We start from the raw sequence: 15,194 nt of genomic DNA, 5'->3' as shown, positions 1-15,194 counted from the left end.
CCAACGAGCTCTCCGCGTACACGGTCATCGCCGGCGCGGACGGCGAGGACCCGCGGGTCGACGGCCCGGCGCCGTTCCTGCGGGCCGCCGCCGACGCCATGGACCTCGACCAGCTCCGGGTGATCGACACCGGCCTCGACCCGGTCACCGCCGAACGGGAGCAGTGGGACGACGGCAACAACACCCTCGCCCTGGCGCCGCGGCTCTGCGTCGGCTACGAGCGGAACGTGGAGACCAACGCCCAGCTGGAGCGGGCCGGCATCGAGGTGATCGCCATCGCCGGGTCGGAGCTGGGCTCCGGGCGGGGCGGCCCGCGCTGCATGTCCTGCCCGCTGGTCCGCGAACCGCTGCGCGGTTGAACGACGACGGGCCCCGGTCGGCGACCGGGGCCCGTGGCGTGGATCGGCTCAGCGCAGGGTGAGCTGGCGGCCGAGCAGGCCCTGGCGGGCCCGGCGCCCGGCGGCGTCCAGCGGCTCCCGCTCCTCCAGTGCCTCGGCGTACCGCTTGGCGAACTCGGTCACCGGCTCCTCCCAGTCGGCGGCCGGTGCGTCCTCGGGCAGGTCCCAGACCGGCACCAGGCGGCCGTGCGCCCGGAACATGCCGGCGAACCGGGTGTTGTCGCCCAGGGTCAGCGTGCCGGCCACGCTCAGCCGGGACAGCGCGTCCAGCGCCACGTCCTCGTCCTCCGGCAGCACCCAGCGCACGTGCGCCTTGTCCGGCACCTGGCACCAGTACGCGGCCCGCGCCGCGGCCAGCTTCACCGTCGGGTAGATCGCCGCGTTGGCCCGCTCCAGGGACGCCTGCACGTTCGGGTCGTCGGCGGCGCCCGGGTCGAGCCAGAACTCGAACCCCTCATGCATGCTGATCTCCAGCGGGCCGTCCACCAGGATGTCCTGGAGGCGGGGGCCCTGCCCTGGCAGCGGCGGCACGCTCACCTGGCCGCCCGGCTCGGTGCGCAGCGCGCAGAGCAGCGCGTCGGCCAGGTCCCGGGAGACGTCGCCGGACTGCTGGTGCCGCTGGAGGCCGATGAAGACCCGCCCGTCCGGCTTGGTCATCGCCGGTGCGGCCATCGGCAGCACGGTGGCCAGGGTGACCGGCCGGTCGCCGTGCTCCTCGACCAGCTCGGGGGTCAGCCGCAGCGGCGCGGAGGCGGCCGGCACCAGCTCGCGCAGGGCGATCCACTCCGGCTCGTCGACCAGGCCCTCGAACGGTCGGGGCACGAAGACGTCGCGCACCTTCTCCCGCTTCGGGGTGGTTTCGGCGGCCCGCTGGCTCTTTCGACGCTTGCTCACGGCGAGACAGCCTAGATGCCGGCCGGGACGGGTGTGGGCCCAACCCGCCTCACCGGTCGGCTCAACCGGCCACGACCAGGTCCGACCGGGTCGCGCCGGTCGGGTCGAACTCCGCCCAGACGCTCTGGCCCAGGCCGTCCCGCTCGACCCCCCAGCGGCTCGCCAGCCCGGAGATGATGTGCAGGCCGCGCCCGTCGGCGGCGTCCGGGGCGGCGACCCGCATCAGCGGGCCGGAGGCGCCGCCGCCGTCAGTCACCCGGAGCTGGATGGTCGGCCCGCCGGCCGTCGCCCGCAGCCGCCAGGCCACCCGGACCACGCCCCCGGGCAGCGGGTCGGCGTGCCGAACGGCGTTGCCGACCAGCTCCGCGAGGACCGCGACCAGGTCGGCCAGCAGGGTCGGGGGTACGACGTCGGCCAGCTCGTCGGCGAGCCGGTGCCGGGCCAGGCGCGCGCCGGTGGCGTGGTGGGGCACCACCACGCACCACGCTCGTTCGGCCGAACCCGTCGACACCGTCGTTCCTTCCCACCCCCGTGCGGGCCGGGTTCACCCCCGTGGCAGCCGCACCTCTGCGACCGTACCCCCACCGGCTCTCGGTCGGAGGGATACCCATCCATTCTGCTGTTCAACGATCTGGCGGACGAGATAGAGCCCCAGGCCGGCTCCCGGGTAGCGCCGCCGGTCACCGGACTCCCCCTGCCAGAACCGGTCGAACGCCCGCTCCACGTGCTCCGGCCGGATGCCGATGCCCCGGTCGGCGACCCGGAAGGAGACGGTCCGCTCGTTGGCCTCGGCGCAGACCTCGATCGGGGTGTCCGGCAGCGAGTACTTGCCGGCGTTGGTGCTCAGCTCGGTGAGCACGGTGGCCAGGCTGTGCCGGTCGCCGAGCGCCTTGGGCAGGTCGGCCGGCAGGTCGAGGACGATCCGGTGGCGGACGTCCGCCGGCAGGTCGGGCACCGCCGCGCGCAGCGCGTCGCCCAGGTCGAACGGGGCGGCCGGCTCGCCGCCGGGGCGGTTCTCGGTGGCGGCGGTGAGCAGCCGGTCGACCAGCCGGGCCAGTTCGTTGGCGCGTTGCCCGATGATCCGGGCGGCCTGCCGCCGGTCGTCGTCGCTGAGCGACTCCCAGTGATCGGTGAGGGTGTCCGCGTACCCCTTGATCACGGTGACCGGGGTGCGCAGCTCGTGGCTGGTCACCGCGACGAAGAGGTCCCGGTCGTGGTCGCGCCGCTGCTGGTCGGTGATGTCGCGGAAGGTGACCACCCGCAGCGTGCCCGGCCCGGGCAGCTCGCCGGAGGTGATCCGCAGCCAGCGGCCGTCCGGCAGCCGGTGGTCGAGCACCTGGCCGGACGGGGGGAGCGGGAACGGCAGCGGCCGGTTCAGCGCCTCGCCGGCCGGCCGGCCGGTCACCTGGGCGGCGGCCGGGTTCCAGAGCCGGACGCGGTGGTCGCGGTCGACCACCGCCAGGCCGTCGGCGAGCGCCGCCACCACGGGGCCGTCGCCGTGCACCGGCAGGCCGGTCTGGTCGCCGTACATGTGGGCGATGCAGGCGGCCACGTAGCGGATCACGGCGCGCTGGGAGGCGTCCAGCGGCCCGCCCTCCGGGTAGAGGGCGTGCAGGCTGCCCACCGTCAGGCCGCCGATCTCGGCCCGCGCCAGGATCATGCGGCGCAGCCCGCGCGCGGCGACCTCGTCGGCGAGCGCGCCGGGGATCGCGTCGACCCGGACCTCGCGGACGGGCGGGCCGGAGAGAAGGCAGACGGTGGCCGGGTCGGTGGCCGGCAATGGGCGGCCCGTGACGAACTCCGCGCTGCCGGTCGCCGCGATCACCCGGCCGCCGGCGGGGGCGAACTCCACGAACACCAGGCCGGCCGCGCCGACGGCCGGCTCGACCTCGCGGAGCAGCCGGGTGAGCACGGGCAAACCGGACTCACCCGAGTTGATCATTTTGATCACGCTGGTGTGGCCGGCGATGAGGGCGGTGAAGTCGGTTCGCTCCGGCATGTCCCGAGTGTGCCGCGCCGCCCGGCCCGCGCACACCCCCTGGCCGGTCGACCGCCCACCGGTCGGACCGGGAGGATCATCGGCCCAACCGGGCCAACGTCCGGGCGGGCCGGTCGGTGATCACCCCGTCCACCCCGGCGGCCAGCACCAGCTCCAGGTCCGCCGGCTCGTTCACCGTCCAGACGTAGACCTCGTTGCCGGCGGCCCGCAACGCGGGGACGAGCTGCGGGCGGGCCCGGACCAGGCCGATCCCCGGCCCGGCGATCCGGGTGCCGAACGGCAGCCGGCCCAGCCGCAGCCAGCGCGGCAGCACCTCCAGCAGCAGCACCGTGGGCAGCGTCGGCGCGAGGTCGCGGATGCGGCGTACGGCCAGCGGGGAGAAGGACATCACGGTGACCCGGACCGGGTCGTCCGGGCCGGGCTCGGCCAGGCCGTACCGGCGCAGCACGGTGACCAGCCGGCGCTCGACGTCCCGGCCGTAGCGGGAGGGGTGCTTGGTCTCGATGAGCAGCCGGACCGGCCGCCCGGCGGCGAGCACCGCGTCGAGCAGCCGCTCCAGCGTGAGCAGCCGGGTGTGCGACTCGTCGAGCGCTTCGTCCCCGTCGGCCGCCGACGCGCCGGGGTGCCACGAGCCGAAGTCGAGCGCCTCCAGTTCGGCGAGGGTGCGGGCGCTGACCAGCCCGTGACCGTTGCTGGTCCGGTCCAGCCGGCGGTCGTGGACGCAGACCAGGTGCCCGTCCCGGGTCAGCCGGACGTCGCACTCCAGCCCGTCCGCGCCCTCGTCGAGGGCGCGGAGGTAGGCGGCGAGCGTGTGTTCCGGCAGGTCGTGGGAGGCGCCGCGGTGCGCGAAGACCAGGGGGGTGGTCATGGCCGCGTCACGCCTCAGGCGACCCGGCCCGGCTGCCCGTCGTCGGTGACCACCGGGCGGCCGGCGGCGGCCCAGTCGCCCATCCCGCCCTCGACGTTGCGGACCTGGTCCCAGCCGTTGCGCATCAGGTACGCGACGACCTGCGCGGACCGGCCGCCCGAGCGGCAGATCACGGCCACCTCACGGTCGTCCGGCACCTCGGCGATCCGGGCGGGCAGCTCGGTCATCGGCAGGTGGTGGGCGGTCGGCGCGTGGCCGGCGCCCCACTCGTCGTCCTCCCGGACGTCGAGGAGGTAGATGTCGTCGGGCACGGCCGACGCGGGCACGCTGGGAACCTGGGGTCCGAACACGGCTACCAAGCCTAGCGGGCCGGTCCGGTCAGAGCCGGTTGACCCAGCGGGGGTGGGCCACCGCCCATTCCGGCATCCGGGTGCCGCGCAGCGCGTCGAAGAGCCCGCCGCCGCCGTTGTCGAGCACCACGTACGAGACCTGGTCGATGGTCTGCGGGTAGGAGGGCACCTGGACCCCGTGCAGGGCGTCCGCGGGCAGCCCGCGCAGCGCGAAGAGCAGGTCCTCCAGGGGTACGCCGTTGCTGTCCAGGGTCAGCGCGCCGCCGACCGCCCGGAGCACCCGGTCCAGCTTCACGGGGTCGCTGCGCAGGTGGGTCTCACCGGCCTTGTCGAGCACCGCCCGGAGCATCTGCTGCTGGTGGCGCTGGCGGTCGTAGTCGCCACCGGGCAGGTCGTAGCGCTGCCGCACGTAGTCCAGCGTCCGGGCGCCGTCCATCTGCTGGCAGCCGGGTTCGAACCGGGTCTTCGTGTGGATCGACCGGACCGGGGTGTCGACGCACATCTTGATGCCGCCGAGCAGGTCGATGACCTGCTTGAAGCCGGAGAAGTCGACCAGCGCGGCACCGTCGAAGCGCACCCCGGTGAGCCGGGTCAGGGTGGCGCTGAGCAGCCGGGCCCCGGCCTCGCCCCCGCCGCCGTGCTCGTACGCCGCGTTGACCTTGTCCTGGCCGCCGCCGTAGCCGGGCGCCGCCGGGATGGCCACCAGCAGGTCGCGCGGCACGGAGATCAGGTACGCCTGCCGCAGCCCGGCCGGCACGTGCACGATCAGGATGCTGTCCGAGCGCTGGTCCTCGGGGTTCGCGCCGGGCCGGTGGTCGGAGCCGATCAGCAGGTAGTTGAGCGGACCGGAGAGGTCGGTGCGCTTCTGCCGGGCCGACGCGTCCAGCAGTTGTTCCTTGGTGACCGTGCGGTCGTAGCGGTTGGTGAGCCAGTGCAGGCCGGCCACGCCGAGGGTGGCGAGCAGGAGCAGGGCGAGACCCGCGCCGAGCAGGAACCGGGACCAGCGGGCGGATCGGGTCCGCCCGCGTGCGTTCCGTGCTGGCCTGGACGTGACGTTCCCCCCGTAGCCGCGACATGAGACCCGCTCACGTCAGGCTACGGGGGGAACCGCCGGGCGGTGCCGCTTTCGCCGCGGCTACCGGCCGGTCACCAGGTCATTTGCGGGTGGACAGGACGCTCGGGTTCGACACCACGAAGTCCGCGAGCTTGTCCTTCTTCACCGCCTGGAACATCTCCATGGTCGTCTCGTTGAACTTCTCCCGGCCGTTGCCGGCGGTGCTGTAGGTGCCGCCGTTGGTCCGGAGGGTGACCAGGTCGTTCCCGCTCACGCCCTTGAGCGTGAAGATGAAGTTGGCCATCGGCACGCCGCCGGTGTCCAGGATGAAGGCCTTGCCGGCCGCCTTGATCAGCGAGTTCAGCTTGATCGGGTTGGTCAGCATGCCCTTGTCGGTGGCCTTCTTCGCCATCGCCTTGATCAGCTGCTGCTGGTTCTGCTGGCGGTCGTAGTCGCTGTTCGGCAGGCCGTAGCGCTGGCGGGCGTAGTCGAGCGCCTCCCAGCCCTCCATCTCCTTGCAGCCCTTCTTGTGCACCACCGGGGTCATCGACTTGCCGGTCTTCTTGGCGTCGGCGTTCCACATGGGCTTGCCGTCGACCATCATCATGTGGTGCGACTTGACCTCGTGGCTCACGCAGATCCGCACCGTGCCGAGCGCGTCGATCACGTTCTTGAAGCCGCCGAAGTTGATGATCGCGGCGCCGTCGAAGCTGATCCCGGTCATGTTCTTGATGGTCTTGGCCATCAGCTGGGCACCGCCCTCCCAGCCGCCACCGTTCTGCGCCCCGTGGAAGAACGCGGCGTTGATCTTGTCGGTGCCGCCCCGGTAGCCGCTCTTCTCGAAGGCCGGGATCTGCGCCTCGGTGTCCCGGGGGATCGAGATCAGGTAGGCCTGGTCGTGGGTGGCCGGGATGTGCAGGATGATGATCGTGTCCGACCGCACGTTGTCGGCGGCCCAGCGCTCCCGGGCGTCCACGCCGAGCAGCAGCATGTCGATCGGGCCGTCCAGGCTGTTACCGCCCTCGGCGTTGGTCTTGCCCGCCTCACCGAGCAGGTTGCCCTGGTCGATGCTGCTGGTCGCCTGGCCGATCACCGCCTTGCTGCCGACGATCGCGAGGCCGCTGGTCATCATCAGGACGGCACCGAAGATCACCGTGAGCTTGGCCCAGAGCGGGTCCTTGCGCTTGGTGCGCTTCTTCCCGCCGCCGGGGCCGCCAGGGCCGGGCTGTGTCGGGATGATCGGGGGAACCCGCCCGGGTGATCCGGGCTCCAGTGACTGAGGGCGACGGCTGGTCTCGACCGGCATGCGTGCTCCAGCTCGGTGATCGGGGGCGGGACCACTCTACGTATCTGTTCCCGTTCTCGCGACCTCGTGCGAGGGCTATTCCCGTCAATCTCGGCCAATGGCTCGGGGTTGTGTCCGAACGGCCAATTGAAAGGATCCGGTCGGCGGTTGGCTCACTGCGGGGCGAGCCTTGACCGCCGATCGGATGCGCCACCATCGCGGGAGTGGCGTCAGCCGCCGCTCCCGTCGGTGTCCGTCTTCTGGTTGGCCTTCAGCCAGTCCGCCATGGTGTCCGTGGCGATGGCCTTGTACATCGCCAGCGCCTTTTCCCGGTCGGAGACCACCACCGACTGGCCGTCGATGGTCTGGCCGCCCAGGTTGGGGCTGGTGACGAAGGTCAGGTTCTCCCCGCGCAGGCTCCGGAACTGCAGCGCCATGTCGGTCAACGAGAATCCCTGGTCGACCGTGACGGCGGCGGTGACCGCCTTGAGGAAGTCGTTGAGCTTCTTGGGGTTGGTCAATGTCCCGGTGCTGGCCGCCTTGTCCATGAGCGCCTTGAGGAACTCCTGCTGGTGGCGCATCCGGGCGAAGTCGCCGTCCGGGAACTGCTTGCGCTGCCGGACCCAGTCCAGGGCCTCGGCGCCGTTCATGTGGTTCACGCCCTTGGTGAACGTCCGGTACGGCTTGTGGATCGAGGTGATGGTCCGCTCCACCTTGAGGTCCACCCCGCCCAGGGCGTCGGTGACCTCCTTGAAGCCCGCGAAGTCGATGGCCATCACGTGGTCGATCCGGACGTCGCTGAAGCACTCCACCGTCTTCACGGCGAGCGGCAGGCCGCCGAACGCGAAGGCGGCGTTGATCTTGTTGCGGGAACCCGAGTCGCAGGACGCGCCGGCGTTCTCGGGGATCGGCACGTACAGGTCACGCGGAATGGAGACCAGGTAGGCGTGCTTGTGGTCGGCCGGGATGTGCATGACGATCAACGTGTCCGCCCGCCACTTGCCGGCGGCGTCCACCTCGGCGTCCGGGTCCCGCGAGTCGCTGCCCACCAGCAGGATGTTCAACGCGCCCTCGACCTGCTTGGCCGGCCGCCCCCCGGTGATCTGGGAGAAGGGGTCGGTCCGGGCCAGGTCGCCGTTGAGGTTGCGGGCGTAGAGCCAGGCGCCGACGCCGCCGAGCAGCGCCAGCACCAGCACGGCCACGCCGGCCACCAGGCCGATCCGTCCCCAGCGCGGACGGGGGCCGCGCCGGCCGGGACCGCCGGCACCGCCACCCGGCCCGTCCGGGCCGGTCGGTCCGCCCGGACCGCCGGGCCCGCCGGAGCGCGGCTCCTCGTCGTACGAGGGGTACCAGCGGGCGTCGGTGGCGCGGGCCCGCCCGCTGGCGCCCCGGCCGGAGCCGGGAACCTGGGCGCGGCCCGCGCTCCGGTTCAGGGGTGCGGCGAACGGGACGCCGGCAGACGAGGTCGCTGACATGTAACCGAGGGTAGGTCGGCCGAGCCACCCTCGCCCTGAGGCGCAGCGGGGTGTCAGCCTCCTCCCAGCGGGGCTCAGTACCCTAGCCGGCCGCGGAAGTACTCGATCGTGCGTCGGAGACCGTCTTCGGGCGCCACGGTGGGCTCGTATCCCAGCAGCTCACGGGCGAGGGTGAGATCGGGGCGGCGCATCTCCGGATCGTCGGCCGACCGGGTGATGTAGCTCACCTCGGAGCTGCTTCCGGTGAGTGACACGATCGTCTCGGCCAGTTGCCGCATCGACATCTCGTGCTCGGTGCCGCAGTTGATCGGGCCGGTCTCGGTCGAGTCGAGCAGCAGCAGGATGCCCCGCACCAGGTCGTCGACGTAGCAGATCGACCGGGTCTGGTTGCCGGTGCCGTGCACGGTGATCGGCTCGCCGCGCAGCGCCTGGGAGATGAAGGTCGGGATGGCCCGGCCGTCGTCCGGCCGCATCCGCGGGCCGTAGGTGTTGAAGATCCGGACGATCGCGGTGTCGGTGCCCCGGCTGCGGTGGTAGGCCATGGTGGCCGCCTCCGAGAAGCGCTTCGCCTCGTCGTAGACGCTCCGGATGCCGATCGGGTTGACGTTGCCCCAGTACGTCTCGCGCTGCGGGTGCTCCTTCGGGTCCCCGTACGCCTCGGAGGTGGAGGCCATCAGGAACCGGGCGCCGTCGGCGGTGGCCCGCTCCAGCAGGTGCAGGGTGCCCACCGAGCCGACCCGCAGGATCTCCACCGGCAGCTTCTCGAAGTCGGTGGGGCTGGCCGGGGAGGCCATGTGCAGGATCGCGTCGAACCGCTCGGCCATCGCCGGGTGGTCGGTCGGCAGCCCCTCGGAGATGTCCGCCTCGATCAGCGTGAAGGTCGGCTTCTCGAGCAGGTGCGCGATGTTGTCCTTGGAGCCGGTGACGAAGTTGTCCAGCACCACGACCGTGCAGTCACGCTCGATGAGCCGGTCGACCAGGTGCGACGGGACGAAGCCGGCGCCGCCGGTGACAAGGATGCGATGTCCGGAGCCGAAGCGGGGAGCGACCTTCATGCCGGCCAGCCTACTCAAGCCGGTGGGCCGGAGCCGACGACGGCTCCGGCCCACCGGGGGTGGGGGTGTGGTCAGTGCGCGCCCGCGCCGGTGAGCGAGCGCACCTCCAGTTCGGCGTACTTCTCCTCGTCGTGCTCCTTCGACAGCAGCGTGCCGATCCAGCCGCAGAGGAAGCCGAACGGGATCGAGATGATGCCCGGGTTCGACAGCGGGAACCAGTGCCAGTCGTGCTCGGGGAACATGGCCGTCGGAGCTCCGGAGACCACCGGGGAGAAGAAGACCAGCACCACGGCGGCGAGCAGGCCGCCGTAGATGGCCCAGACCGCCCCCGAGGTGTTGAACCGCTTCCAGAACAGGCTGTAGAGGATCGCCGGCAGGTTGCCCGAGGCGGCGACCGCGAAGGCCAGCGCCACCAGGAACGCCACGTTCAGGCTCTGCGCGAAGATCGACAGGACGATGGAGATCGCGCCGATCACCAGGGCGGAGATCCGGGCGACGTTCACCTCCTGCCGTTCCGACGCCTGACCGTTCTTCATGACGTTGGCGTAGAAGTCGTGCGCCAGGCTGGACGACGACGCCAGGGTGAGCCCGGCGACCACCGCCAGGATCGTGGCGAAGGCGACCGCCGCGATGATCGCCAGCAGCGTCGCCCCGCCCAGGTTCCCGCCGAAGAAGTCCTTGCCGAGCGCTTCGGCGAGCTGCGGGGCGGCCGTGTTGCCGGCCTTGTCCTGCGCGGTGATCGCCTTGCCGCCGACCAGCGCCGCCGCGCCGAAGCCGAGGGCGAGGGTGAGCAGGTAGAAGGTGCCGATGATGCCGATGGCCCAGAGCACGCTCTTCCGGGCCGCCTTCGCGGTCGGCACGGTGTAGAAGCGGATCAGGATGTGCGGCAGGCCGGCCGTGCCGAGCACCAGCGCGATACCCAGCGAGAGCAGGTCCATCTTGCTGTAGAAGGTCTTCAGCGCGTCGCCGGGTGTCTCCACGCCGTAGCGCAACCCGGGTTCGAGGAAGGCCGCCCCCTTGCCCGAGGCGTCGGCCGCGTCACCGAGCAGCGAGGACAGGTTGAACTTGTACTTCGCCAGCACCAGCAGGGTCATCACCAGCGCGCCGCTCATCAGCAGGAACGCCTTGACGATCTGCACGTACGTGGTGCCCTTCATGCCGCCCACGGTGACGTAAATGATCATCAGGGCGCCGACCATGATGATGGTGGCGACCTTCGCGGTGTCGGCGTCCATGCCCAGGAAGGTGGTGCCCGGCTTGATGCCGAGCAGCAGGGCGACCAGCGCGCCCGCGCCGACCATCTGGGCCAGCAGGTAGAAGATCGACACCGTGATGGTGGAGACCGCGGCCGCGGTCCGGACCGGGCGCTGGCGCATCCGGAAGGCCAGCACGTCGGCCATCGTGTACCGGCCGGAGTTGCGCAGCAGTTCGGCGACGAGCAGCAGCGCCACCAGCCAGGCGACCAGGAAGCCGATCGAGTAGAGGAAGCCGTCGTAGCCGTACAGGGCGATGATGCCGGCGATGCCCAGGAACGACGCCGCCGACATGTAGTCGCCGCCGATCGCCATGCCGTTCTGGAAGCCGGAAAAGGACCGGCCACCGGCGTAGAAGTCGGTGGCGGTCTTGGTCTGCCGGCTGGCCCAGACGGTGATCGCCAGCGTGATCGCCACGAAGACCAGGAACAGCGTGATGGTCAGGTTGCGTGCGGTGGTGCCGCCCGCCTCAGCCGCGAGGACCGTGTTCATGGGTCACCTCCCCCACCTCGGCGCGGAGCCGGTCGGCCACCGGGTCGATCCGCCGGTCGGCGAACCGCGAGTAGAGCCAGGCGATGACGAACGTGGAGACGAACTGGAGCAGGCCGAAGACCAGGGCGACGTTGATGTTGCCGACCAGCTTCGTGCCCATGAAACCCCGCGCGTACGCGGAGAGGATGACGTAGAGCGCGTACCACAGGAAGAACGCGACGGTCATCGGGAAGACGAAGCCGCGCAGCGCGCGCCGCAACCCGGCGAACTCGTCCGACCGCTGGACGGCGAGGTACCGTTCCGCCGCCGACTCGGCGGGTGCGGACGCGGGTGTGTCCGTGGACATCTGTGGATCACCACCTTCGCAGGCGTGGGGAGTTTTCGCGCACGGTAGAGAGCGCGCTCCCCGCCGGGGAAGGCTCGGATCGGCGACGGTCGACGGCTGCGCCGAACGGCGGTCCGGGTGCGCCGAGTGACCTACGTCACTCCGGTCACCGGTCGGTGGTCAGTCGGTCAGCCCCCGGTAACGGCCGCGGTAGTGCAGCAGCGGCGCGGTCTCCTCGGCAAGGTCGACCGCCTCGATGGTCGCCTCGACGAGCAGGCCCCAGCCGTACTCCCGGGTGGCGTCGAGGCGGCATCCGGCCCACCCGCCGGCGTCCGCGGGCACCGGCCCGTACGGCGTCTCGATCCAGGAGTCGAGAGCGAAGAGGCCGCCCGGCGACGGGAAGAGGCCGGCGAACCGGTCGGCGAGCTGCCGGTGCTGCGGGCCGAGCGGCGCGACCGCGAACCGGCCCGCCTCCTCCACCGCCGCCCACAGCTCCGACTCCGGGTCGACCAGCCCCAGCAGCCGGTCCGGCTCCCCCTCGGCCACCAGGGTGGACGAGACGGTCAGCCCGGCCGGGCCCGGCGCGGTCCAGAGCGTCACGGGAGCGGCCAGCCGGCCACGCAGCCGGCGGACCGGCGAGCGCTGTCCCGCCGGCACGGCGAACGGATCGGTGTGGTGGATCTCGGCGCCCGGCTCATGATTCACGTGAAACATTGTGCCGCCCCGGCCCCGGGCCCAACCCAGGAAGCGCCGGTGCAGGTCCCGGGCACCGGGAAGCTGCTCGGTGGCCTCCGCCAGGAGACGACCCAGGTAGAGCAGCAGCGCGGTGCGGTCGGACCGGTACTCCACCAACAGCGCGAGCCGGGCCGGCTGGCACGGCCAGTGCGCCCCGCACGCCCGGCACCGCCACGCCGGCCGCATCGCGACGTGCGCCGGGCCCGGCCGCTTCCAGATCTTGGACGAATTGGGCCCCTCAGGGGGCCGTTTCCGTCCAAGATCTCGGCGGTCATTCCGCATCAGCACCTCCCCGGGACGGGGTCGCCCCGGCCGGGGGATGGCCGGGGCGACCTGCCGCAGGACCGGCCGCCGGGTCGTCGCCTCCACCAGCCGGGCCGCGCCCCTCCACCCTGGACTCGGCGGCGCGGGCAGGGGAGGATGCCAGGGCTTACTACACAGCGCGATCACGTACTTACCGGAGAGGTAAGGATGAACATCGAGGTGTGGATCCGGGCGTTGAAGGCCGCCCGGGCCGGTGCGGACGTCTCCCAGGAAGGGCTGGCGGCCACGATCAGGTGGAGCCCCTCCACGGTGGCCGCCATCGAGACCGGGCGACGCCGGCCGACCATGGAGTTCGCGGTCGCCGCCGACCAGGCACTCGGCACCGGCGGCCTCCTCGCCCAACTGCTGAAGGCCGCCGACCAGGAGCGCGGCCCCTCGTGGTTCGTGCCCTGGCGTGGCTACGAACAGCAGGCGATCAGGCTGCGCGCCTTCGAGGCGTGCCTGGTCCCGGGCCTGTTGCAGACCGAGGACTACGCCCGCGCGGTGATCTCGACCGGCGGCCTGCATCCGCCGGGCGCCGTTGACGAATTGGTGGCCGTCCGACTGGAGCGACAACAACTGCTGCATCGTGACGAGCCGCCGCACTGTGTGTTCCTGCTGGACGAAACCGCTGTCCGGCGGCCTGTCGGTGGGCCGGCGGTGCTGGATGCCCAACTCGCGTGCCTGCTGGAGGTGGCTGAACTGCCGGCTGTGCGGCTGCATGTCGTCCCGCTCGCGGTCGGCGAGCATGCCGGGCTCGGTGGCGGCTTCGTGCTGGCCGAGTTGCCGGATTCCGAGCGGGTGCTCTACCTGGAGAATGCCGCGCGGGGACACGTGATCGACGACCCCGGGACCATCGGCTTGATCGAGCGGAAGTGGGATAGCCTCCTCGGCGAAGCGCTGTCCACGGGAGCCTCACTGGATCTGATCCGGAAGTTGAAGGTGACGCCATGACCACCGCCGAGCCCTGCTGGCGCACGTCGTCCCGATCGACCGACTCCGGTGGTAACTGTGTCGAGGTGGCGGACAACCTGCCCGGGGTGGTGCTGGTGCGGGACAGCAAGGACCCGTCCGGGCCAGCGCTCGCCTTCACCCCGGACGCCTGGCGCTTCCTGGTCACGAGCCTGCGGCGGCACGGGCTCGACTGAGGGCCCTACCCTCCCGGCATGTCTCTCGTCTCACCGCAGCAGCTCGCCCAGGAGCGCGTCGTCAGCGCGGACGCCATCCTCGGCGGTCAGGTCGACCTGCGCGCCTACCCGCACCGGCACCTCGTGGTCACCGCCCGGCACTCCTGGGGACGCAGCGGGTTCCGGCCGCTCATGGAGGCGGTCGAGCACCTGTCCAACTACGGCTGGGAGCTGGTCAACGTGACAAGCGTCGGCGACGGCCACCACCTGTACGCGGCCATGCGCCGCACGGCCTGAACCGGCTAGGCGGCGAGGGAGCGGCGGGCGGCGGCCAGCACCTCCGGGTCGGCGCAGCCGGCGGCGTACCCGGCGATCCGGCGGCGGATGTCCCGGCGCAGCAGCCAGACCCCGATCCGCTCGGCGACCGGACGCAGGAACGCCGGCCGGCACCGGAAGTTGTACCGCCAGGTGGCCAGGGTCGTGTCCGGCTCCGGGCCCGGGGCGAACCGCCAGCCGCCGCCGAACCGCTCGAAGAACCAGGGCCCGCGGACCATCTTCATGCCCACGTTGGTCGGCGGGGCCCAGGAGACGTACTCGCTGACCATGACCAGGCCGTGCCGGGAGCGGGTGAAGGTGCGCACGCCCCTGCCGGGGCGGGTCGCCCCGTCGACGAAGTGCTGCTCGCGGACGAACGGGTCCCAGCGGTAGCGGACCGGCGCCACGGTCTGCGACACCGCGAAGGCCAGCTCCGGGGGGACCGGAACGGTGGTCACCGCCTCGACGACCGGCATCAGCGCCTCGGGGTGACGGCGGCCAGCAGCTCCGGCTGCCGGTGGTCCAGCACGTCCCCGGCCAGGTACGCGCCGAGCAGCGCGGCGCCCAGCCCGTACGCCAGGCCGACCGGCAGGGCCAGCCAGAGCCAGACGTCGCCGAGCAGCGCGGCGGCCACCACCACGGGCAGCCCCGCCACCGCCGAGGCCACCATCGACACCAGGGCGTACAGGCTCTTCGCCATCCCGGCGCCGGTGTTCATGGCGAACGGGTTGCTGGTCTCCGGCAGCGCGTAGCCGCCGAGCACCGAGACCGTCGCGTTGATCGCCAGCCCGCAGCCGTACGCGGCGAACAGCCCGCCGGCCATCACGCCGAGCCAGCCGGGTCGCCCGAGCAGGACGGCCAGCACCACGGCGACCGTGCCGAGGATCGGCACCACGTAGAGCGAGAACGCGGCCATCCGCGCCCGCAGCTCCACCCGCCCCGGGACGCCCGCCACGACGTTGGCCGCGTACGCGCTGCCGTCGAAGCCGAACTGGTTGGCCAGGGTCACCGAGGCGAGCACCCCGACGAAGAGCATCGAGAGGCTGACCAGCACCGGGGACGAGTCGGCGGTGGCCTGACCGAACGCGGCCCCGCCCTCGGTGGCGAGCCGGGAGCCGCCCAGGTTGACCATCACCGGCACGAAGATGCCGACCACCGCCACGGTGATCAGGTTGGCCCGCCGCCGGGCGTCCCGCCACCAGTAGCGGCACTCCCGGGCGACCAGCGCGCCGAACCGGTCCCGCCGCGCCCAGCCGACCGCCCGGG

17 protein-coding genes and 1 pseudogene are annotated in these 15,194 nt (G+C 72.2%); 4 read left to right on the top strand and 14 right to left on the bottom strand.

Annotation, left to right across the window (positions count from 1 at the left end):
* The coding region (locus tag IEY96_RS32925; protein ID WP_229791913.1) for an arginine deiminase family protein at nt 1–359 on the top strand (359 nt) is incomplete at its 5' end.
* A gap of 48 nt (nt 360–407) precedes the next feature.
* Here the strand turns inward: IEY96_RS32925 and IEY96_RS25900 are convergent.
* The 12 genes from IEY96_RS25900 to IEY96_RS25845 form a co-directional block, all read right to left on the bottom strand.
* Complete coding sequence (locus IEY96_RS25900) at nt 408–1,292, bottom strand: DUF5926 family protein (protein ID WP_189197425.1); 885 nt, start codon at nt 1,290–1,292, stop codon at nt 408–410.
* Between the two features lie 61 nt (nt 1,293–1,353).
* The gene (locus IEY96_RS25895; RefSeq protein ID WP_189197424.1) at nt 1,354–1,770 is read right to left on the bottom strand and encodes an ATP-binding protein; all 417 of its coding nucleotides are present in this window, start codon (nt 1,768–1,770) and stop codon (nt 1,354–1,356) included.
* A gap of 66 nt (nt 1,771–1,836) precedes the next feature.
* Entirely contained in the window at nt 1,837–3,291 is a 1,455-nt protein-coding gene (locus IEY96_RS25890) for a sensor histidine kinase (protein ID WP_189197423.1), read from the bottom strand.
* 76 nt (nt 3,292–3,367) lie between these two features.
* Nucleotides 3,368–4,159: a glycerophosphodiester phosphodiesterase gene (locus IEY96_RS25885; RefSeq protein WP_189197422.1), complete on the bottom strand. Its 792-nt coding sequence runs from the start codon at nt 4,157–4,159 to the stop codon at nt 3,368–3,370.
* A 14-nt stretch (nt 4,160–4,173) separates the two neighbouring features.
* Nucleotides 4,174–4,509 carry a rhodanese-like domain-containing protein gene (locus IEY96_RS25880; RefSeq protein WP_091316463.1) on the bottom strand — a complete coding sequence of 112 codons (336 nt, stop codon included), beginning with the start codon at nt 4,507–4,509 and terminating at the stop codon, nt 4,174–4,176.
* A gap of 28 nt (nt 4,510–4,537) precedes the next feature.
* Nucleotides 4,538–5,455, bottom strand: coding sequence for an LCP family protein (locus IEY96_RS25875; RefSeq protein ID WP_229791912.1), 918 nt, complete (start codon nt 5,453–5,455; stop codon nt 4,538–4,540).
* Nucleotides 5,456–5,663: 208 nt separating this feature from the next.
* Nucleotides 5,664–6,869, bottom strand: coding sequence for an LCP family protein (locus IEY96_RS25870; protein ID WP_189197421.1), 1,206 nt, complete (start codon nt 6,867–6,869; stop codon nt 5,664–5,666).
* 209 nt (nt 6,870–7,078) lie between these two features.
* Nucleotides 7,079–8,323 carry an LCP family protein gene (locus IEY96_RS25865; protein ID WP_189197420.1) on the bottom strand — a complete coding sequence of 415 codons (1,245 nt, stop codon included), beginning with the start codon at nt 8,321–8,323 and terminating at the stop codon, nt 7,079–7,081.
* Nucleotides 8,324–8,397: 74 nt separating this feature from the next.
* The gene (locus IEY96_RS25860) at nt 8,398–9,378 is read right to left on the bottom strand and encodes a UDP-glucuronic acid decarboxylase family protein (protein WP_189197419.1); all 981 of its coding nucleotides are present in this window, start codon (nt 9,376–9,378) and stop codon (nt 8,398–8,400) included.
* 71 nt (nt 9,379–9,449) lie between these two features.
* Nucleotides 9,450–11,123 (bottom strand): monocarboxylic acid transporter, encoded by a 1,674-nt coding sequence (locus tag IEY96_RS25855; protein ID WP_189197418.1) that lies wholly within the window; start codon nt 11,121–11,123, stop codon nt 9,450–9,452.
* Nucleotides 11,101–11,469, bottom strand: coding sequence for a DUF485 domain-containing protein (locus IEY96_RS25850; RefSeq protein WP_189197417.1), 369 nt, complete (start codon nt 11,467–11,469; stop codon nt 11,101–11,103). Before IEY96_RS25850 ends, IEY96_RS25855 begins: the two co-directional genes overlap by 23 nt.
* A gap of 159 nt (nt 11,470–11,628) precedes the next feature.
* Nucleotides 11,629–12,297, bottom strand: coding sequence for a flavin reductase family protein (locus IEY96_RS25845; RefSeq protein WP_229791924.1), 669 nt, complete (start codon nt 12,295–12,297; stop codon nt 11,629–11,631).
* 357 nt (nt 12,298–12,654) lie between these two features.
* Between IEY96_RS25845 and IEY96_RS25840 the strand changes: the two genes are divergently transcribed.
* From IEY96_RS25840 to IEY96_RS25830, 3 genes are read left to right on the top strand one after another with little or no spacing between them, the layout of a single operon-like run.
* Nucleotides 12,655–13,440: a helix-turn-helix domain-containing protein gene (locus IEY96_RS25840; protein WP_189197415.1), complete on the top strand. Its 786-nt coding sequence runs from the start codon at nt 12,655–12,657 to the stop codon at nt 13,438–13,440.
* On the top strand, nt 13,437–13,634 hold the full coding sequence (locus IEY96_RS25835; protein WP_189197414.1) for a DUF397 domain-containing protein: 198 nt from the start codon (nt 13,437–13,439) through the stop codon (nt 13,632–13,634). Before IEY96_RS25840 ends, IEY96_RS25835 begins: the two co-directional genes overlap by 4 nt.
* Before the next feature lie 18 nt (nt 13,635–13,652).
* Nucleotides 13,653–13,910 carry a hypothetical protein gene (locus IEY96_RS25830; protein WP_189197413.1) on the top strand — a complete coding sequence of 86 codons (258 nt, stop codon included), beginning with the start codon at nt 13,653–13,655 and terminating at the stop codon, nt 13,908–13,910.
* A gap of 5 nt (nt 13,911–13,915) precedes the next feature.
* On the opposite strand, the gene IEY96_RS25825 is transcribed toward IEY96_RS25830, so the two are convergent.
* On the bottom strand, nt 13,916–14,404 hold the full coding sequence (locus IEY96_RS25825) for an SRPBCC family protein (protein WP_189197412.1): 489 nt from the start codon (nt 14,402–14,404) through the stop codon (nt 13,916–13,918).
* A pseudogene (locus IEY96_RS32920) lies at nt 14,404–15,194 on the bottom strand (ABC transporter permease); the annotation flags it as partial. The pseudogene IEY96_RS32920 and the gene IEY96_RS25825, both read right to left, overlap by 1 nt.

It is taken from the genome of Micromonospora fulviviridis (assembly GCF_014648395.1).
Lineage (GTDB): Bacteria > Actinomycetota > Actinomycetes > Mycobacteriales > Micromonosporaceae > Micromonospora > Micromonospora fulviviridis.
The sequence above is the reverse complement of the archived record's forward strand: the minus strand, read 5'-3'. Positions and strand labels throughout refer to the sequence as shown.

Coding starts and splice junctions, on each gene's coding strand:
- IEY96_RS25890 (WP_189197423.1), bottom strand. CDS start 3,291: ATGCCGGAGCGAACCGACTTCACCGCCCTCATCGCCGGCCACACCAGC.
- IEY96_RS25885 (WP_189197422.1), bottom strand. CDS start 4,159: ATGACCACCCCCCTGGTCTTCGCGCACCGCGGCGCCTCCCACGACCTG.
- IEY96_RS25870 (WP_189197421.1), bottom strand. CDS start 6,869: ATGCCGGTCGAGACCAGCCGTCGCCCTCAGTCACTGGAGCCCGGATCA.
- IEY96_RS25865 (WP_189197420.1), bottom strand. CDS start 8,323: ATGTCAGCGACCTCGTCTGCCGGCGTCCCGTTCGCCGCACCCCTGAAC.
- IEY96_RS25860 (WP_189197419.1), bottom strand. CDS start 9,378: ATGAAGGTCGCTCCCCGCTTCGGCTCCGGACATCGCATCCTTGTCACC.
- IEY96_RS25855 (WP_189197418.1), bottom strand. CDS start 11,123: ATGAACACGGTCCTCGCGGCTGAGGCGGGCGGCACCACCGCACGCAAC.
- IEY96_RS25850 (WP_189197417.1), bottom strand. CDS start 11,469: ATGTCCACGGACACACCCGCGTCCGCACCCGCCGAGTCGGCGGCGGAA.
- IEY96_RS25840 (WP_189197415.1), top strand. CDS start 12,655: ATGAACATCGAGGTGTGGATCCGGGCGTTGAAGGCCGCCCGGGCCGGT.
- IEY96_RS25835 (WP_189197414.1), top strand. CDS start 13,437: ATGACCACCGCCGAGCCCTGCTGGCGCACGTCGTCCCGATCGACCGAC.
- IEY96_RS25830 (WP_189197413.1), top strand. CDS start 13,653: ATGTCTCTCGTCTCACCGCAGCAGCTCGCCCAGGAGCGCGTCGTCAGC.
- IEY96_RS25825 (WP_189197412.1), bottom strand. CDS start 14,404: ATGCCGGTCGTCGAGGCGGTGACCACCGTTCCGGTCCCCCCGGAGCTG.